Genomic DNA, 18,122 nt, shown 5'->3' with positions numbered 1-18,122 from the left:
AAGTATGAACCGGACAAACCAGGGAAACGATCACCTGTACGGACCAGTGGGGCGCCGACGCGGACGTCGACGCCCCAGGTCAGACGCCTAGCGTCGCCAACCGGGCACGGTCGGTGCCGGGCCGGTGGGCAACGTCACCGACGCGGCCTTCCTGGCGACCGTCGGCGACGGCTGGACGGCCGCGCACCGCAGGTCGCGGGCGGGTGCCTTCGCCGACAGCAGGTAGTCGTCGGTCGTGCCCCGCGTGCAGTCCGACCGCCAGTACACGCCGTGACCCCAGCCGCCGTAGGTGAGCAGGACCGTGGTGCCCCGGGTCTGCTCGTGCACGGCCTTCGCCCAGTCGTAGCCGGTGGCCGGGTCGTGTTCGGCGTTGAGCATGAGGATCTTCGGGGCGTTCTCGACGCGCAGCCGGTGCTGCGGGTTGTTCGCCCGGTCGGTCAGGCCGACGCAGTCCGCGACCGCGTAGTGGCCCAGCATCGACCCGCGCATGTTCGGCGCCACCTGCTTCGCGCGCGCGACCAGTGCCGAGAACTCGGCGTAGGTCTTCACGCGGAAGTTGTAGTCCTGGCAGAAGACCGCCGGGAAGGGGAACTCCACGGTCTCCGGCTCGGCGTACGCGCTGGCGACGGTCGCGCCGGGTTCGGCGAGCGCGACCAGCCACTCGGCGAGCGCCTCCCAGCTCGGACCGTAGAACGCGCTGAACGCGTTGCTGATCAGGGTCTCGGAGGTGAGCTTGCGCTCGGGGTCGAACGGGTCGGGGATCTCGCCCCGGTCGGCCTTGGCGAGCAGGTCGCGCCAGAACTTCGACACGTCGCGGCCGTGCAGCGCGCAGTTGCGGTCACGCTCGCACCACTTCGCGAACTCCCGGAACGAGTCCTCGGTGGTGGCCGCCTGCTGCTCGTTGAACCGCCACGCACCGATGCTGTGGTCCATGTTGGAGTCGATGACCATGGCGCGGAGGTTGCGGCCGTACCGCTCCGCGTACTGCTGGCCCATGAGCGTGCCGTACGACACGCCGTAGTAATTGATCTTGCGTTCGCCCAGGGACCGGCGGATCGCGTCGATGTCGTCGACCACGGCACCGGTGTCGGCGTGGTCGTAGATCGGCCCGGTGTGCTTCCGGCAGTCGGCGGCGCGTTCGCGGTTGTAGCGGCCGAGCGCCTCGAACTCCTGCCGCGACGTCGGGAACACCGACACCTGCCGCTGGAGCACCTCGACCGAGCACTTGACGGGGTTGCTGCGTGCCACGCCGCGCGGGTCGAATCCGACGATGTCGAACCGTGCCTGGATCTCCGGGCTGAAAAGGCCGGGTGCGCCGAGCGCGAAATCGACGCCGGAACCGCCGGGGCCGCCCGGGTTGATCACCAGGATGCCGATGCGCCGGGCCGGGTCCGTCGCCTTGCGGCGGGCCAGCGCCAGATCGAACTTCTCGCCCTTCGGCTTGGCCCAGTCGACCGGGAGGCGCAATGTCCCGCATTCGACCTCGGCCAATTCCGGACACGGTTTCCAGTCGACCGCGGCGGGCGTGAAAGCCGTTTCGGGTGCGGCGTCGGCCGCCGTCGTCATACCGAGCACGAGTGCGGTCGCGGTGGCCATGCCACCGAGCACCCGGAATGTCGGTCTCACCGGGGTCCCCCTCCTGAAGTCCTGTCGCCCGTACGGGCCGCAACAGTGTTCAGGAACGGTGATCAGGAACACAACCGACGTTGGTAGCGGTCACTATCCGCCCGTGGACCGATCACTTCTCGTGCAAGGCCATCCTTTGGAGACGCCAGGAGTGGAACAGTTCTCCTTCGTCGTACCACTCGACGACCTTCGGCCGACGACCCGTCGCGAGGAACTCCAACAGCAGTTCGCGGAACATCGGCAACGACACGCCCACGCCGGGCGGGTAGTCGGTGTAGGGCTCGTCGACATAGGGCGCCGCCGGGTCGCCCTTGGGCCACCCCGAGAACGCGTTGTCGACGAAGTTCACGTACCCCCACGGCCCGCGCACCGCGAGCACCACGTTGTGGTCGGCCTCGCCGTCCGCGTCGGTGTCGCGGCCGAAGTGCTCCAACGTCGCATCGTTGCAGTCCGGCCGGGACAGGTACGTGATCAGCAGGTCGACGTCGGCGGCACAACCCACGACCTGGTACCGGTGCTCGGCCTGGTCCAGGTCCGGCAGCCCGGTCCACAACCCTGCTCTCATGCTCATGCCGAACACCATGGCGCCGCCCGCCCCGATTGGGGCGGACGGTTTGCGAGGATCACCCTATTTAGCGACCCCTGACCTGCGGTAAACCCGCGCGGTTGCGGTCAGGACGGGTGATCCCGGTCCCTCGCCCGGGGGTTCAGCCCAGCAGCGCGTCCACGAACGCGGCCGGTTCGAACGGCGCCAGGTCGTCCGCGCCCTCCCCCAGCCCGACCAGCTTCACGGGCACGCCCAGCTCGCGCTGCACCTGGAACACGATGCCGCCCTTGGCCGTACCGTCGAGCTTGGTGAGCACGATGCCGGTCACGTTGACCACCTCGGCGAACACGCGCGCCTGGGTGAGGCCGTTCTGCCCGGTGGTCGCGTCGAGCACCAGCAGCACCTCGTCGACCTCGGCCTGCTTCTCGACCACGCGCTTGACCTTGCCCAGCTCGTCCATGAGCCCGGTCTTGGTGTGCAGCCGACCCGCGGTGTCGACGAGGACCGTGTCGACGCCCGCCGTCACACCCTGCTTGACCGCCTCGAACGCGACCGACGCCGGGTCCGCGCCCTCGGCGCCGCGCACGGTGCTCGCGCCGACCCGGGAACCCCACGTCTCCAACTGGTCGGCCGCCGCCGCGCGGAACGTGTCCGCCGCGCCGAGCAGGACCGTGCGACCGTCGGCGACGAGCACGCGGGCGAGCTTGCCGGTCGTGGTCGTCTTGCCGACGCCGTTGACGCCGACCACGAGCACGACCGCGGGCTTGCCCGAGTGCGGCAGCGCGCGCACGGACCGGTCCATCTCCGGGTACAGCGACTCGGTCAGTACGTCCTTGAGCAACGCGCGCGCCTGTTCGGACGTGCGCACGCCACGCGACACGAGCTGGGCGCGCAACGCGGTGACGATCTGGTCGGTGATGCCCGCGCCGAGGTCGGCGACGAGCAGCGTGTCCTCGATGTCGGTCCACGAGTCCTCGTCGAGGTCGCCCGCGCCGAGCAGGCCCAGCAGACCCTGACCGAACGTGGACCGCGAGCGCGCCAACCGGCCGCGCAGCCGTTCGAGCCGGCCGGCCGTCGGTTCGATCTCCTCGATCTCCGACGCCTCGTCGGGCAGGTCGACCTCGACGATGCCCCGCTTGACCGAGTCGCGCGGCACGGCCGCGTCGTCGCCGACGCCGGGCTGGCCGTCGACCTCGGTGCGGTCGGCCACCGGGTGCTCGACCGGTTCCGGTGTCGGGTCGGGCACCTCGTCCGGCACCGCGTCCGACGTCGTGTCCGGCGTCGTGTCCGGCGTCGTGTCGGGCACCGCGGTCGTGGCGTCGGTCCGGCCACCGGCCAGGCTGATCCCGCCGCCGGCCTGGTAGGCGCCCTTCACGGGCTCGTCGCCCTTGCGCTCGGCGAGGCTGATCCGCCGCTTGCGCGACAGCACCACGCCCGTCACGAGGGCGACCGCGAGCAGCACAGCTACGGCGACGATGATCCAGATCAGGGTCGTGGAGGACACGGCGCAATCCTCGCACGGGCGTGCGCGCACCCGACCGACGACGGCCCTTGCGCCCGCACGCCGTGTGCAATAGACCACACTCCGTGCGCGTCATGGGGGTGACACCGGGTTCGGTCGCGGTCGGCGACTTCGTGGTGGACGGGAGCACCGTCGTGCTCACCCCGCTCGGACCGCGCGCACCGGACGTCGACCTGGTCTGCGCGCCGGACCCGGTCCCGTGCACGTTCGACGTGCTGTGGCTGCGCGCGTCGGGCCACGCGAACGCGGTGGCGCTCGATGTCGACGAATTCGTCCGTGTGACGCGGGTGTCACATGATCGGTGTTCCGTACACAGCACCGGTACGGGAACCGTTCTCGCGAACGTCGCCATGTCCGTGTTGACGAACGGTCGCCGCACTGGTGACCTGCGCGGCGAGTTCGCCTCACGCGGTCACGTCGACGACACGCTGCTCGCACGCCTGCTCGCCGACCGCTGGGGACACGACCGCGCGTACCTGGACAGCGTCACGAACGGACTGGTGGTCCGGGCCGAGCACCTGTTCGCGACGCTCGTCGAGTTCACCGCCCGGACCGCGGCACAGGGCTGTGCCGGTGCCGACATCGTGATCGCGGCCGGTTCCGGGATGCGCGACCCCGCACTCGTCCGCGCGTTGACCCGGCACGTGCCGTTGCGCATGAGCGACGAATTCGGCGTGCCTACCGGGCACAAGCGCGGGTACGCCGCCGCGCTGCACGGCTTCCTGACCCGCACCGCGACCACCGCAACCGGACTGTCAGTCGGAGGACACCGTGCGCGTACTTGACCTGGGGATCATCGCCCTGTTCCTGATCGGCATGCCGTTGCTCGGCGCGCTGATCGGCGGCCGACAGCGCTCGGCCACCGACTACTTCGTCAGCGAGCGGCGCATCTCGTGGTGGGTCGTGTGCGTATCGGTGGTGTCGGCCGAGACGTCGACGTTGACCGTGCTGAGCGTGCCAACGGTCGCGTACGGCGGCACCATGACGTTCCTGTCGCTGGCCGTGGGGTACCTGCTCGGCCGGATCGTGGTGTCGTTCGTGTTGCTCCCCCGCTACGTGGCCGGGGACCTGATCACCGCGTACGGGTTCCTCGGCCGACGGTTCGGGCCCGACGTGCAGGCGACCGCGTCGGTGACGTTCCTGATCACGCGACTGCTCGCGGACGGGCTGCGGCTGTTCGCCACGGCGATCCCGGTCAAGGTGGTCCTCGCCGCGTACGGCGTGGACGTGTCGTACTGGGTGATCGTCGCGGTCCTGGGCGCGGCGATGGTCGTCTACAGCTTCCTGGGCGGGGTGCGCGCGGTCGTGTGGGTCGATGCGATCCAACTGCTCTGGTACGTGCTCGGCGCCGCGGTCGTGATCGTGGTGTTGAGCGGTCTGCTGCCCGACGGCTGGTTCACCGCAGCGTCCGACGCCGGCAAGTTCCGCGTCCTCGACTTCGCCGCCAATCCCCTGACCAGCCCGTACGCCGTGGTCACCGCGTTGGTCGGCGGCGCGGTGCTGTCGATGGCGTCGCACGGCGCCGACCAGTTGGTGGTCCAGCGGCTGATGGCCACGCGGGACGTGCGGTCGGCACGCCGGGCGTTGATCGGGAGCGGCGTCGTCGTGTTCCTCCAGTTCGCGCTGTTCCTGCTGATCGGCGTGATGCTGTGGGCGTTCTACAAGGGCGCCCCGCCGGTCGCGGGCCTCGGGTTGCACAACAACGACGAACTGTTCGCGCACTTCGTGGTCCGGGAGATGCCGACCGGGCTGTCCGGTTTCGTGATGGCGGGCATCCTGGCGGCGGCGTTGAGCTCGTCGCTCGGCGCGATGGCGTCGTCGACCGTCGCCGACGTGTACCGCAGGTTCGCCCGACGCGAGACCACCGAGCAGGACGTGTTGCGCCAAGGCCGCATCTGGACCGTGGTGTGGGCGGTGCTGCTGGTGGTGTGCGCGGGGCTGTTCTCGTCCCTGACCCGCCGCGGCGATCCGATCGTCGAACAGGGCCTGTCCATCTCGGGGTTCACGTACGGCGCTCTGCTCGGGTCGTTCCTGCTGGGGCTGCTGGTTCGGCGGGCCCGCCGGGCGGACGCGCTGGTCGCGTTCGTGGTCACGGTCGCGGTCATGACGTTCGTGATCCTCGGTGTCGACTTCGGCGGCAAGGCCCTGGCCTACCCCTGGTACACGTCACTGGGCGTGGTCGTGACCCTGGTCGTGGGTGGCCTGCTGTCCCTGCGGGGCACCGGGGACAGCAGGCCCTCGGGGCGTCACGACGGACCATGACGCCGACGTCATCTCCCGGGTGGGGGCGGGCGCCCGCCAACGGTTCCACCGCGCCCGCCCCCGGTCGGTGGCCGGTCGGGCTCTCCCGGACCGACCGACCACCGGGTCTTCAGGCGGTGATCACCAGAGGAACGCGCCGTAGACGGCGTTGTAGTAGGGGATGCTGATCGCGGCCGGGTAGTACCAGGCCACGTTCGGCTGGCCGACGACCTGACCGCAGCGGTACTGGCCGCCGACCCACCAGAGCTGGGCGCCGCTGGTCACGCCCTCGGCGGTGCGCACGGCCGTGTTGCGGAAGTTCGAGCCACCCGAGTCGCCCGGCTCGACGCACGCGTTGTGCCGGACCAGGTCGTAGACGGTCGTGCCGCCGGAGTAGGTGACGGTCTGGCTCTTGGCCGTGATCACGCCGCAGGTCAGCTTGGTGGTGCGACCGGACTTGCAGATCGCGGTGCCGACCGGCGAGTTCGAGTAGCCGCTCACGGTGATGATGCCGCCGTTGGGCGGGTTGACGTCGACCCACGGGCCCTGGATCCAGTAGCCCGTGTTCGTCACGGAGATCAGGGCGTCGTCCCAGGTCGGGAAGAACGCCGCGGCCACCACGCCGATGACGACGTTGCCCTGGCCCCGCACGACCTGCCCGGCCGACCCGCAGTGGCCGGCGGTCAGCACGAACCGCTGACCGGCGTTGTTGCGCATGTTGAACCCGGCCGAACAGCCGCCCGCCGGGTAGTTGAGGTCGTCGCCGCCGTCGAGGAAGTCCACGGTCGGCCGCGGGGCGTCGGCCGTGTACTCGACGCGGACGGCGTCGCCGTACTTCTTCAGACCGGTCACGGCCTTGGAGGCGCGGTTGCCGTCGAGTGCGGTCACGACCACCTGGTTGGTCGTCGGGTCGACCGACCACGACACCAGGCCCTTGACCGCGGCGGACGCGGGTTTGGCGTTGGTGGAGCGGGACGAACCGGCCACCCGGCCGGACTGGGTGTCGAGGCCCTTGACGATCTGGTCGAGCTTGGCCTCGGCGTACTTGACGACCTTGGCCTGGCCACCCGCCGCGGTGACCGCGCCTGCCTGCTTGGCGTCGGTGACACCGACGACAAGCTTGCCCAGGTTCGCGTCGAACCAGGCCCCGCCGAAGGACGCGCCCAGCTTGGCCTTGAGCACGTCGTCGATCTTGTCGGCCTGCTCCTGTTGCGCCGCGCGGGTGTTCGCCTGCTCGGCGGTGAGGCCGAGGTCGCGTTGCATGGCCGCGAGTACGTCCGCCGGCAGGTCGACGGAACGGTCCGGGGCGGCCGAGGCGATGCTGTTGCCGGAGAATCCGAGTGCGATCACCGAAGCACCGGTGACGACCGCACGAATAGCCCTCTTCATTCGAAGTCCTACTTTCTCGAATCATGCCCTGAGGGTTTTTCGGCGCACGACGCCACGGCCCCGTCTCCGGGGACCGCAAATCCGGGATAACAGCGGATTACGCCGCGCAACCGAGTAGTCGCGCGGCGCCGGAAACCGTTTCCGGCTTTTGCCGGAGAACACCCTGTTGCAGTAACGGATAAATCGGCGGTTCAGCCGGCCGCAGTCGATCGGTAAGCAATAAGTTCAAGGTGCAAGCGAAAACCGAGGCGGTCGAACATTCGTTGCGACGAGGTGTTGCCGACGAGGATCGAGGCGGCGGCCTGCGGCCGGGCGCCGTGGCGTTCGGCGAGTTTCCAGACCAGTTCGGTGGCCAACGCGGCGCCCACGCCCTGTCCGCGCACGCCTGGCTCGACCGCGAGGAAGTCGATGTAGTACTCGCCGGGTTCGGCTTTGCCGGCCGCGTAGCCGAGGACGACGTCGCCGTCCATCGCGACGACCACGGTGCGTTCCCCGGAGTCCTCGACGAGCTTCGCACCGGTGAGATAGCTGCTCGGGAAGCACCTCTCGTGCAACACGGCCACGGCCTCGTGCACGGCCCGGTCGGTCGGCAAGACCCGCATTTCGCGGGCGGGCCCCGTGCGCGGGCAGCCCGCCTCTCGCAGCATCAGGTCCCGCAACGCGTCGCCGTCGAGCACGTGGATCCCGCAGGCACGGCCGGAGGCGAACCCGTGGCGGACGGCGAACTGCTCCAGGTTGCGGTGCCGGGTGTGGCCGAACACCTCGCGATCGGCGATGCCGTCGAACAGCGGCTCGGCCAGGGCGTAGAGGGCGTCGGCGGTCTGGTCCCAGATGCGGCTGCCGGCCGGGTGGTTGACCGGTACGTCGACGAACGGGCCGTGGACGAAGGCGCGGGTGCCGGAGGTCTCGACGGTGAGCAGGGCGCAGACCCGACCGGAGTCGTCGGTCGCGACCACGGTGCGTGCGGGCCAGTCCGGGGTCAGCGGCCCGGCGACGTCCGCGAGGGTCTCGCCCAGGTAGCCGATGTGGTGCGCGGGATCGGCCTGCAGCCGGACGAGCAGGTCGGGGAGCCCGGCCAGGTCGTCCGGGGTGGCGAAACGGGTGGCGTACATGTCTGGAATGGTCACTCTTGACCGGAGGGAACGCGAGGGAGTTTCCGGACCCGTGGCACGAATGGCGCTCGCGGCCGGGCGGAACCGCCTCGTAGCGTTTCGCGCATGACCGAGGCCGGGCAGGTTCTCGACATCCCGTTCGCCGACGCGTTCGCGTTCGACCCCTCCCCCACCTGGGCCGCGATCAGGGAGTCCGATCGGCCGGTGGTGCGGGTGCGGACGTTGACCGGATCGCACGTGTGGTTGGCCACGCGGTACGACCACGTGCGGCTGATCTTGTCCGACCCCCGGTTCTCGCGGGCCGCCGTGGTCGCCGACGGCGCGCCGCGTGCCGGGGTCTCCCGCCCGTTGTCGAACACGTTGCCGACCACGGACCCGCCCGAGCACACGCGGTTGCGACGGTTGGTGTCCGGCGTCTTCGCGCCACGTCGCGTGGAGGCACTGCGGCCGGCCATACGCGAACTCGCGGGCCGTCTCGCCGACGACGTCGCCGCCGCGGGTCAGGGCGCGGACCTGCGACAGCTGTTCGCGTTGCCGCTGCCCATCCAGGTCATCTGCTCGATGCTCGGCGTGCCGTACGCCGACCGCGAAGCGTTCCGCGAGTGGACCGAACTCGCGTACAGCATGGAGGTGTCGGAGCGTGCCCGGGTCGAGTCCGCGATGGGGTCGCTGGTCGGGTACATGACCGACCTGGTGGTGCGCAAACGGATCGCGTACCGACGCGGTGCGCACGGATCGGTTGCCGTCGCGGGCGCCGCGACGAAAGCGAGCCACGACGCGGACGCGGTCACGGCCAGAGGAGGCGACACGGACGCGGTCACGAACACCGTCACGAACGCGGTCACCGACACGGACGCGGTCGCGGATGCGGACACAGGCGTGGTCGGGAACACAGCCACCGACGGGGTCGCGGCTGACGACACGGTCGCAGCCACCGGCACCGTAACAACTGCGGTCGCAGGCACCGACACAGTCGGAACTGCGGTCGCGGACACTGACGCAGTGGAGTCCGCGGTCGCGGGTGGCATCAGGGACAGCGCCCACGACCACGCCGAGGACACAGGCGGGGACCTACTCGACGAGCTGTGCCGCACCGCGCTCACCGACGACGAACTGGTCGCGTTCGCGTTGAACCTCCTCGTCGCCGGACACGAGACGTCGGCCAACCAGATCACCAGCTTCGTCGCGACCCTGTTGCGCGACCCCGCCCTGTGGGACCGGCTGGTACGCGACCCGGGACTCCTGCCGTCGGCCGTGGAAGAACTCATGCGCGTGACCAGGCTCAGCGACGTGGGCCAACTCCGGATCGCGAAGCAGGACGTGGAACTCGGCGGCGTCACGGTCCGCGCGGGCGAGGGGGTCATGGCGTCGATCGGTGCCGCCAACCGCGACCCGCGCGTGTTTCCCGACCCCGACACCGTGCGCCTGGACCGCGCGCCGAACCCGCACCTGGCGTTGGGCGTCGGCATCCACTTCTGCCTCGGCGCGCAGCTCGCCCGGATCGAACTCGGCGAGGCCCTGTCCGTGCTGATCAACCGGTTCCCCCGACTGCGTCCCGCGCGGCCGATCGAGGACCTGGCCTGGCGGCGCGTGCTCGTCAGCGGCCTGGCCGAACTGCCCGTCCTGCCGTGACACCTCACGCAGTCGGCGGGCTTGCCGCCCGGCCCGCACTGGGAGACCCTGCTGAGGTGAGTGAGGAAACGATCCAACTCGAGCTGAACGACACGGGGGTCGCGGTCGACCTTCCCCTTCCCGCCCACCAACGCGACCAGGTCCAAGGCGTGCCCTACCGGCCGGTCGAGTTCCGGGACGACGACCTGCCCACCGCCCTCGAACGGGCCGCCTCCTGGCTGCGGCAGACCCAGGACTGGCTGGGCGAACCGGTCGACGTGATCGCCGTGCACCTCGACTACGACGACACCAAGGGATCGCCCTACTACAACCTGAAGCTGCTGTGCAACGACGAGGACCTCGCCGGCGTGCCCCGGGTCGTGCGTGAGCACGAGGCGTCCCGCGAATAGCACTTCCCGCCGGCGGGGCCCGAGGCTAGCCCCGCCGGCGCAGCACCAGTTCGGCGACCAGCAGGTTCGGCACCCAGCACCCGAACGGCATCAGCGGGTACCCCTCGTCGAACTCCAGACCGGCGGCGGTCAGCACGATCATCCACACCCGCAGCGTCACACCCGCGTAGATCAGCGCGAACGCCCGGATCATCCACCGCCGGTGCTCCGCGATCCGCCCCGCGCGAACGGCACGCAACCCCAGCAGCGGGAACACCACCGACAGGATCGCGAGCAGCCCGAACCCGAGCGCACCGGGCACGCCCTCGTACCCGTACGGCGCCAGCGCCAGTCCGCCCAGACCGCCGACGACCATCGCCGTGAGCGTGATCCGTCCCACCACCCGGTGCACGCCCGGCGCGCGTGCGCGGATCCGTGCCGACAACTGCGCCGGCGACAGCAACAGCGCGACACCGCTGAACACGATGTGCAGGTACATCGCCACGCGCACCCAGTCGGGCTGCTTCAGGTAGTGCTCCGCGAGCCCGGTGCCGTCCGACGCGATCTGCTCGAGCGACCCGGTCAGGTACGGCAGCGGCGCGTACACCGCGATCGCGGCGGCCGACAACGCCAACCACCACACGCCCACCGAACGGCGTCTCGTCACCGTGTACGTCGTCATGGACTTCCTCCCTTGGGTTCGCCGGGAACGCTAGGGAGCCCGCGTCGCGAAGTCGCCGCTCGTGACGCGGTGGGTCGTCTGGCTCGGGAGAGGGAGGCGGAACACCCGCACGAGCGTTGACCGCACCGGAGGTCGCCGGTGCACCATGGACCATGCCCACCCGTTCGGACGCCTGGCTGGCCGCCGCACTCGTCGTGCTGTCGGCCGTGGCCTCGCTGCTGGTCGACTCCGGAACGGCGTACCGGCCGCCCGACGCGCTCGGTTTCGGGTTCGCGGTGGCGTCCGCGACGAGCCTGCTGTGGCGTCAGGTCGCGCCCCTGGCCGTGGTGGCCGTCGCCGACGCGCTTGTGGTGGCCAGCACCGCGTCCGGGTACGCGGTCACGGTCGTGCAGTGGCCCGCGTGGATCGCGCTGTTCACCTGCTTCACGGTCAGCACGTGGTGGGTCCGGGTGACCGCGTCCGTGCTGACCGTGGCCGCGGTGGGCGGCTACGCGGCGCTCGACCGGGGCACGGTCGGCCCATCGGAGCTGTTCAGCGTGGTCATGGTCCTGTTGGTGTCGGCGGCGGCGGGCGAGGCGGTGCGCGGCCGGCGCGCGTACGCGGCGGCGGAACAGGCCCGTGCCGCGAGCGAGAGCACGATGCGCGAACGTGCCCGACTCGCGCGCGAACTGCACGACTCGCTCGGCCACGCCGTCAACGTGATGGTCATGCAGGCCGGTGTCGGTCGACGGGTGTTCGCGGACAACCCCGAGTTCGCGCGGGAGGCGCTCGGGAACATCGAGAACGTCGGCCGCGACGCGCTCGGCGAACTCGACGGACTGGTGCGCGTGTTGCAGGACGCGCCGCCGCCGGACTTCTCCGTGCTGGTCGACCGGGTCCGGATGACCGGCCGGGACCTGCGCGTGAACACCGACGAGGTGACGCTGAGCCCGGACACCGGCCGTGCGCTGCACCGGATCGCGCAGGAGGCGTTGACCAACGCGTTGCGGCACACGTCGACCGGGCGGATCGACATCGACCTCGCGCGCGTCGGTGACGACGTGGTGCTCGAAGTCGTGAACGAGGGCCGGAACCTGACCGCCGGTCCGGGTCGGGGTCTGGCCAACATGCGCGAACGTGCCGTGCTCGTCGGCGGGACGGTCGAGGCCGGTCCGGTCGAGGGCGGGTTCCGGGTGCGCGCGACCCTGCCGGTGTCGTCGTGATCCGGGTGCTGCTGGCCGACGACGACGCGCTGGTGCGCGGCGGGTTGAAGGCGCTGCTCGACGCCGAGGCCGACATCGTGGTCGTCGGTGAGGCGGCCGACGGTGCCGAGGCGGTGCACCGGGCGGCGGTCGTGCGACCGGACGTCGTGGTGATGGACATCCGCATGCCCGTGCGCGACGGCGTGTCCGCGACCCGCGAGCTGATGCGTACGGACCCGCGACCACGCGTGCTCGTGTTGACGACGTTCGACCTGGACGAAGTGGTCGACGACGCGATCGCCGCGGGCGCGGACGGTTTCCTGCTCAAGCGCGCCACGCCCGAGGAGTTGATCGCGGGCATCCGGACGGTCGCGGCGGGCGACGCCGTGGTGTCCCCGTCGGTGACCCGGCGGCTGTTCGAGGGTTACGCGGCCCGATTCGAGCCCGACCGCGACCGGGCCACCCGGCTGACCGAACGTGAGGCCGACGTGCTGCGGGCGTTGGCCGACGGGTGCTCCAACGCGGAGATCGCCCGTGAGCTGCACCTCGCGGTCGAGACGGTGAAGACGCACATCAGCAGCGTGTTGATGAAGCTCGACGTCCGCGACCGCACCCAGGCCGTGGTGTGGGCGTACCGGACCGGCTTCGTACACCGCCGGGTCTGACCGGACGCGTATTCCAGGGTGTCCGAACGCGTATTTCAGGGTGCCTGGGTGGAGGACTCGCGGGCGGGTTCGTGGCCGCGCAGGCGCTGGGAGATGACCTGACTGATGCCGTCACCGCGCATGGACACGCCGTACAGGGCGTCGGCGATCTCCATGGTCGGCTTCTGGTGCGTGATGATCAGGAGCTGGGACCGTTCGCGCAACTGCTCGAACAGGCCGATCAGCCGGTGCAGGTTGGTGTCGTCCAGCGCCGCCTCGACCTCGTCCATCACGTAGAACGGCGACGGCCGCGCGCGGAAGATCGCCACCAGCATGGCCACGGCCGCCAGGGACTTCTCGCCGCCCGACAGCAGGGACAGCCGCTTGACCTTCTTGCCCGGCGGCCGGGCCTCCAGGTCGATGCCGGTGGTGAGCATGTCGTCGGGTTCGGTGAGCACGAGGCGGCCCTCGCCGCCGGGGAACAGCACGCCGAACACGACCTCGAACTCGCGGGCCACGTCCTCGTACGCGGACGTGAACACCTCCAGGATCTTGTCGTCGACCTCCTTCACCACGGTGAGCAGGTCGCGCCGCGTCGCCTTGATGTCCTCCAACTGGTTGGACAGGAACTTGTAGCGCTCCTCCAGCGCGGCGAACTCCTCCAGCGCCAGCGGGTTCACCTTGCCCAGCAACGACAGGTCGCGTTCCGCGCGCTTGGCCCGCCGCTGCTGCGTGTCCCGGTCGTACGGGATGGGCTGGGGCGCGGTCACCGCCTCGCCGCGTTCCTTCGCCGCCTCGTACTCGGCGATCTCCTGCGGCGACGGCGGGATGAACACGTCCGGCCCGTACTCGGCGACCAGGTCGTCCAGGCCGATGCCGAACTCCTCGGCGACCTTGGTCTCCAACTGCTCGATGCGCAGTCGCTGTTCCGCGCGCAGCACCTCGTCGCGGTGCACAGCGTCGGTCAGCTTCTCCAGTTCGCCGGACATCTCGCGGACCAGGTTGCGGACCTGTCCCAGAAAAGTCTCGCGCTGCGTGCGACGTTCCTGCGCCGCGTCGCGTTCACGTGCCGCGCGAGCGAGCGAGACCGCGATCCGTTCCAACGCCAGCTCGCCACCCCGCACCACGGCTTTCGCCACGACCGCGCCCCGCGCACGGGCCGCGTGCTGGCGTTGTGCACGTTCACGGGCCTCGCGCTCGGCGCGTGCCGCACGCCGCAGCCCGTCCGCCTTGCCCTGCACGGCACGGGCGCGTTCCTCGGCCGTGCGCAACGCCAACCGGGCGTCCATTTCGGACTGGCGCGCGCCGGCGAGTTCGGCGGCGGCCTCGTCGCGATGGTCGGTGTCCGGTTCGTCCTCCAGGGGCTGCTCCTCGGCGACGAGCAGGCGTTCCTCCAGCTCACCGAGCTTGAGCAGGTACTCCTCGCGGGCTGCCTCGACCTTCTCCCGCCGGCCGCGGGCACGGTCCACTTCGGCCTCGGCGGACCGCACGGCGGCGGCGAGCCGGTTGAGGCGCTCGGCCGACCGGGCGCGGCGCACCTTGGCCTCGTTGAGCTGTTCCTTGAGCGCGGCCACCTCGGCACGCCGGGCCTGCTGCTCGGCACGGGCGCCTTCCAACGCCGCACTGGACCGTTCGAAAGCCCGTTCGGCCAACGCAAGCTTCTCGGTCGCCTCGTCGACGGCGGCCTGCACCTCGATGACGCTCTGCGCGCGTTGCGATCCGCCGACCACCCAGTCTCCACCGAGGACGTCGCCTTCACGCGTCGCCGCGCGCACGTCCGGGTAGGCGGCGACCAGAGCCTGCGCATCGGCCAGATCGTCCACCACCGCAACGCGGTCCAGCGCGCGGTGCAGCACAGGCCGCAGCGCGTCCGGCGCACGCACCAGGTCCACGGCCCAGGCACCCGCGGTCAGCACCGGCCACGTCGACCGGTCGGACACGTCGCCGGCGCCGCCGACCAGCAGTCCGGCCCGCCCCGCGTCCTGTTCCTTCAACAACTCCAACGCGGCCACGGCATCCGCCCCCGCCGCCACGGCGACCGCGTCCGCGATCGGTCCGAGCGCCGCCGCGAGCGCGACCTCGGCACCGGCGTCGACGGTCAGCAACGCGGCCACCGACCCGAGCAGACCGGGCAACCGGGACGCCAACAGCGCGCCCGCGCCGTCCTTACGGGTCAACCCGAGCGACAACGCGTCCACACGGGCCTTCCACGACGCGATGTCACGCTCGGCCGTGCGCTCGGCCTTCACCAACTCCTCGACCCGACCAAGCGCGGCTGCGTCCGCCTCGACGGCCTGCCGGTGGCGTTCCTCGACGCCCTGGTCGTCCTCGTCCTCGGTGCCGGTGACCTCCTGGCCCTCGGCCAGTTCCAGGCGGGCCTGATCGGCGCGCGCCACGGACTCGGCCAGCGCCGCCGACAGCCGTTCGATCTCCTCGGCGGTCGCGTTCGTCTTGGACCGCAACGCCTCGACCTGCCCGGACAGCCGGGCGAGCCCTTCACGCCGGTCGGCGATGGCGCGCACGGCGGCGAGGTGCGCCTTCTCGGCGGCGGACACGACGCGTTCCCACTCGGCGCGGGTCTCCACCGCCTCGGCGAGCCCGATGCGGGCGTCGGTCACGCCCTCCTGCAGTTCCTGCTCCAGCAGGGCGGTCTGCTCGGCCTCGGCTTCGAGTTCGTCCGGATCGCGCCCGCCCCGCGGCGCGTCGACCACGGCGGACAGGTGCCGGTCGCGTTCGGCGGCCAGGCGGACCGTGCCGCGCAGCCGTTCCTCCAACGCGGACAGCCGGTACCAGGTGTCCTGTGCGCGCTGGAGCTTCGGCGCGTCGGCCGCGACCTGCTCCTCGAGTTCGTTCTGCTGCACCTGTGCCTGCTGAAGCGAGCGCTCCACCTCGGTGCGCCGGGCACGGGCGGCGGCCTCGTCCTGTTCCTCGCGGGCCAGCACGGCACGCCGCGTGACCAGGTCGTCGGCCAGCAGGCGCAGCCGCGAGTCGCGCAGTTCGGACTGGACGACCTGGGCCCGGCGGGCGATCTCGGCCTGCTTGCCCAACGGCTTGAGCTGGCGCCGCAGTTCGGCGGTCAGGTCGGTGAGGCGGGTGAGGTTGGCCTGCATCGCCTCCAGCTTCCGCAGCGCTTTCTCCTTGCGCTTGCGGTGCTTGAGGACGCCGGCCGCCTCCTCGACGAACGCGCGGCGTTCCTCGGGTTTGGACTCCAGGATCGCGGCGAGCTGGCCCTGGCCGACGATGACGTGCATCTCGCGGCCGATGCCGGAGTCCGACAGCAGCTCCTGGATGTCCATGAGCCGGCACGAGTTGCCGTTGATCTCGTACTCGGTCGCGCCCTCGCGGAACATGCGGCGGGTGATCGAGACCTCGGTGTAGTCGATCGGGAGCGCGCCGTCGGAGTTGTCGATGGTGAGCGTGACCTCGGCGCGGCCCAGCGGGGCGCGGCCGGAGGTGCCGGCGAAGATGACGTCCTCCATCTTGCCGCCGCGCAGGTCTTTCGCGCCCTGGGTGCCCATGACCCAGCGCAACGCGTCGAGCACGTTCGACTTGCCGGACCCGTTGGGACCGACCACGCACGTGATGCCCGGCTCGAAGCGCAGGGTGGTAGCCGAGGCGAAGGACTTGAAGCCCTTCAGCGTCAGGCTCTTGAGGTGCACGCGGGGCAGACTACCGGTGAACGCGGCCGATCCGGCGCAGGCGTGCCGCCGCTGACCTGGGAGATCATCTCCGGACGGTCACCACGACGGTCGAATCGACCACCACGTCGAGCCGGTCGATCCGGTCGACGTCGAACGACGTGCTGCCCGGGATCCGCGCGCCGGCGTCGCGGTCGGCGCCCCACCAGCCGCCCACCTCGGTGCGGCCGTCGCGGTCGTGCACGACGAGTTTGCAGCGGCTGCCCTTCGGCACGTTGTCGGTGCTCACCCACAGTTCGGTGCCCCACGACCGGCCCACGAGGTCGGCCCGCGCGCTCACCCCGGTCGCGGTGTCCGTCGCGCGCCACGTGACCGGCTCGTCGGCACCGGCGAACCGGAGACCGAGCACGACCGCGGCGGCGAGCACGACCAGCAGCGTCGCGGCACCGGCGAGCAGCGGCAGTCGTGGGCGTGTCGGCCGGCGCACGGCCGGCGGCGGGACCGGCGGACGGGCGGTCGGTTCCAGGTCCTCCGGCCGGACCTGGCTGAGCAGACCGGGCAGCGGTGCGAGGCGCACCATCTCGCGCGGGCACGTGACGCAGCCGTCCAGGTGCCGTTCGAACGCCGAGCGCTCGGCGGGGTCGAGGGCGCCGAGCAGGTAGGCGCCGAGCGACACGGTGTGTGCACAGCTCACGGTTCGGTCACCCCCCGTTCCTCCAATGCGTCGCGCAGCGCGCGCAGGGCGTAGAAGCAGCGCGACTTGACCGTGCCGGACGGGACGCCCAGCACCGCCGCCGCCTCCGCGACCGTGCGGCGGCGGTAGTACAGCTCGACCACGACGGCCCGGTGGTCGTCGCTCAGCGCGCGCAGGGCCTCGGCGACCTGCCAGTTCTGGAGCACCTGGTCGACGCGGTCCGCGACCGGCGGCAGGTGGTCGGGTCCCAGCGGCACCTCGCCGGCTCCCCGGCGGCGGTACCCGGAGATCACCAGGTTGCGCGCCACCGTGTACAGCCAGGGACCGGCCTGGTCGGGGTGCAGTTCGTCGGCGTGTCGCCAGGCGCGCAGCAGCGTCTCCTGGACGACGTCCTCGGCTTTCTGGTGGTCACCGCCGACGAGGCGCAGGACGTAACCGTGCAGCGGACCGCGCCACCGGTCGTCCAGGCGCCTGACCAGATCCTCGCCGCGGTCCACGTCGGGTTACTACGCCACCGGTCGCCGCGACGTTCAACGCTCGACGAAACCCGTGACGCCGACGCGTGGCGTCGACCAGCGCTCGACGGCGGCGTCGACCCGGCCGGGCGTCGCACCCGACCGCAACAGCGTCAGCAGCCCGTCGCACGCCGTGCGCGAGCCCTGGGCGTTGACCTCCACGCGGCCGTCGGCGAGGTTCGACGCCGAGCCGACCAGGCCGAGTTCGAGCGCTCGGGCCCGGGTCCACCACCGAAACCCGACTCCCTGAACGTGTCCGCGCACCCACACAGTCAGGCGAACCTGCTCTACTCCAACCACACGTACATCCTGTCATTTCACTCGTTAGTGG

The 18,122-nt window shown here is 71.0% G+C and carries 16 protein-coding genes; 6 read left to right on the top strand and 10 right to left on the bottom strand.

Going from position 1 to position 18,122, the window contains the following annotated elements:
* Nucleotides 1-87 precede the first annotated feature (87 nt).
* The 3 genes from F4559_RS06390 to ftsY all read right to left on the bottom strand — a co-directional run bounded on the left by F4559_RS06390 (nucleotide 88) and on the right by ftsY (nucleotide 3,677).
* Nucleotides 88-1,626, bottom strand: a complete 1,539-nt coding sequence (locus F4559_RS06390; protein WP_184666661.1) for an alpha/beta hydrolase — start codon at nucleotides 1,624-1,626, stop codon at nucleotides 88-90.
* Nucleotides 1,627-1,738: 112 nt separating this feature from the next.
* Complete coding sequence (locus F4559_RS06385; RefSeq protein ID WP_184666660.1) at nucleotides 1,739-2,197, bottom strand: Imm1 family immunity protein; 459 nt, start codon at nucleotides 2,195-2,197, stop codon at nucleotides 1,739-1,741.
* A 136-nt stretch (nucleotides 2,198-2,333) separates the two neighbouring features.
* Nucleotides 2,334-3,677: a signal recognition particle-docking protein FtsY gene (ftsY, locus tag F4559_RS06380; RefSeq protein ID WP_184666659.1), complete on the bottom strand. Its 1,344-nt coding sequence runs from the start codon at nucleotides 3,675-3,677 to the stop codon at nucleotides 2,334-2,336.
* 92 nt (nucleotides 3,678-3,769) lie between these two features.
* Between ftsY and F4559_RS06375 the strand changes: the two genes are divergently transcribed.
* Together F4559_RS06375 and F4559_RS06370 are read left to right on the top strand one after the other, a co-directional pair.
* Nucleotides 3,770-4,480 carry an anhydro-N-acetylmuramic acid kinase gene (locus F4559_RS06375; protein WP_246445565.1) on the top strand — a complete coding sequence of 237 codons (711 nt, stop codon included), beginning with the start codon at nucleotides 3,770-3,772 and terminating at the stop codon, nucleotides 4,478-4,480.
* Complete coding sequence (locus F4559_RS06370) at nucleotides 4,467-5,957, top strand: sodium:solute symporter (RefSeq protein WP_184666657.1); 1,491 nt, start codon at nucleotides 4,467-4,469, stop codon at nucleotides 5,955-5,957. Before F4559_RS06375 ends, F4559_RS06370 begins: the two co-directional genes overlap by 14 nt.
* Before the next feature lie 120 nt (nucleotides 5,958-6,077).
* Here the strand turns inward: F4559_RS06370 and F4559_RS06365 are convergent, their stop codons facing one another.
* Together F4559_RS06365 and F4559_RS06360 are read right to left on the bottom strand one after the other, a co-directional pair.
* The gene (locus F4559_RS06365; RefSeq protein ID WP_184666656.1) at nucleotides 6,078-7,286 is read right to left on the bottom strand and encodes a S1 family peptidase; all 1,209 of its coding nucleotides are present in this window, start codon (nucleotides 7,284-7,286) and stop codon (nucleotides 6,078-6,080) included.
* 230 nt (nucleotides 7,287-7,516) lie between these two features.
* The gene (locus F4559_RS06360) at nucleotides 7,517-8,437 is read right to left on the bottom strand and encodes a GNAT family N-acetyltransferase (RefSeq protein ID WP_184666655.1); all 921 of its coding nucleotides are present in this window, start codon (nucleotides 8,435-8,437) and stop codon (nucleotides 7,517-7,519) included.
* Between the two features lie 105 nt (nucleotides 8,438-8,542).
* On the opposite strand from F4559_RS06360, the gene F4559_RS06355 reads away from it, so the two are divergent.
* Complete coding sequence (locus tag F4559_RS06355; RefSeq protein ID WP_246445095.1) at nucleotides 8,543-10,069, top strand: cytochrome P450; 1,527 nt, start codon at nucleotides 8,543-8,545, stop codon at nucleotides 10,067-10,069.
* 56 nt (nucleotides 10,070-10,125) lie between these two features.
* Nucleotides 10,126-10,458, top strand: coding sequence for a hypothetical protein (locus F4559_RS06350; protein WP_184666654.1), 333 nt, complete (start codon nucleotides 10,126-10,128; stop codon nucleotides 10,456-10,458).
* Between the two features lie 25 nt (nucleotides 10,459-10,483).
* Here F4559_RS06350 and F4559_RS06345 read toward each other — a convergent pair whose 3' ends face one another.
* Complete coding sequence (locus F4559_RS06345; protein ID WP_184666653.1) at nucleotides 10,484-11,119, bottom strand: DUF2306 domain-containing protein; 636 nt, start codon at nucleotides 11,117-11,119, stop codon at nucleotides 10,484-10,486.
* Between the two features lie 152 nt (nucleotides 11,120-11,271).
* Between F4559_RS06345 and F4559_RS06340 the strand changes: the two genes are divergently transcribed.
* Both F4559_RS06340 and F4559_RS06335 read left to right on the top strand, forming a co-directional pair.
* Nucleotides 11,272-12,321, top strand: coding sequence for a sensor histidine kinase (locus F4559_RS06340; RefSeq protein ID WP_184666652.1), 1,050 nt, complete (start codon nucleotides 11,272-11,274; stop codon nucleotides 12,319-12,321).
* Entirely contained in the window at nucleotides 12,318-12,965 is a 648-nt protein-coding gene (locus F4559_RS06335) for a response regulator (RefSeq protein ID WP_184666651.1), read from the top strand. Before F4559_RS06340 ends, F4559_RS06335 begins: the two co-directional genes overlap by 4 nt.
* Before the next feature lie 35 nt (nucleotides 12,966-13,000).
* Here the strand turns inward: F4559_RS06335 and smc are convergent, their stop codons facing one another.
* The 4 genes from smc to F4559_RS06315 all read right to left on the bottom strand — a co-directional run bounded on the left by smc (nucleotide 13,001) and on the right by F4559_RS06315 (nucleotide 18,091).
* Nucleotides 13,001-16,603, bottom strand: a complete 3,603-nt coding sequence (gene smc, locus F4559_RS06330) for a chromosome segregation protein SMC (RefSeq protein WP_184666650.1) — start codon at nucleotides 16,601-16,603, stop codon at nucleotides 13,001-13,003.
* A 64-nt stretch (nucleotides 16,604-16,667) separates the two neighbouring features.
* The gene (locus F4559_RS06325; RefSeq protein ID WP_184666649.1) at nucleotides 16,668-17,276 is read right to left on the bottom strand and encodes an anti-sigma factor family protein; all 609 of its coding nucleotides are present in this window, start codon (nucleotides 17,274-17,276) and stop codon (nucleotides 16,668-16,670) included.
* The gene (locus tag F4559_RS06320) at nucleotides 17,273-17,773 is read right to left on the bottom strand and encodes a sigma-70 family RNA polymerase sigma factor (protein WP_184666648.1); all 501 of its coding nucleotides are present in this window, start codon (nucleotides 17,771-17,773) and stop codon (nucleotides 17,273-17,275) included. The genes F4559_RS06325 and F4559_RS06320 overlap by 4 nt, the downstream gene beginning before the upstream one ends.
* A 33-nt stretch (nucleotides 17,774-17,806) precedes the next feature.
* Nucleotides 17,807-18,091 (bottom strand): acylphosphatase, encoded by a 285-nt coding sequence (locus F4559_RS06315; protein ID WP_184666647.1) that lies wholly within the window; start codon nucleotides 18,089-18,091, stop codon nucleotides 17,807-17,809.
* Nucleotides 18,092-18,122 lie beyond the last annotated feature (31 nt).

It is taken from the genome of Saccharothrix violaceirubra (assembly GCF_014203755.1).
Classification (GTDB): domain Bacteria; phylum Actinomycetota; class Actinomycetes; order Mycobacteriales; family Pseudonocardiaceae; genus Actinosynnema; species Actinosynnema violaceirubrum.
This window is presented reverse-complemented; position numbering and strand designations above follow the sequence as displayed.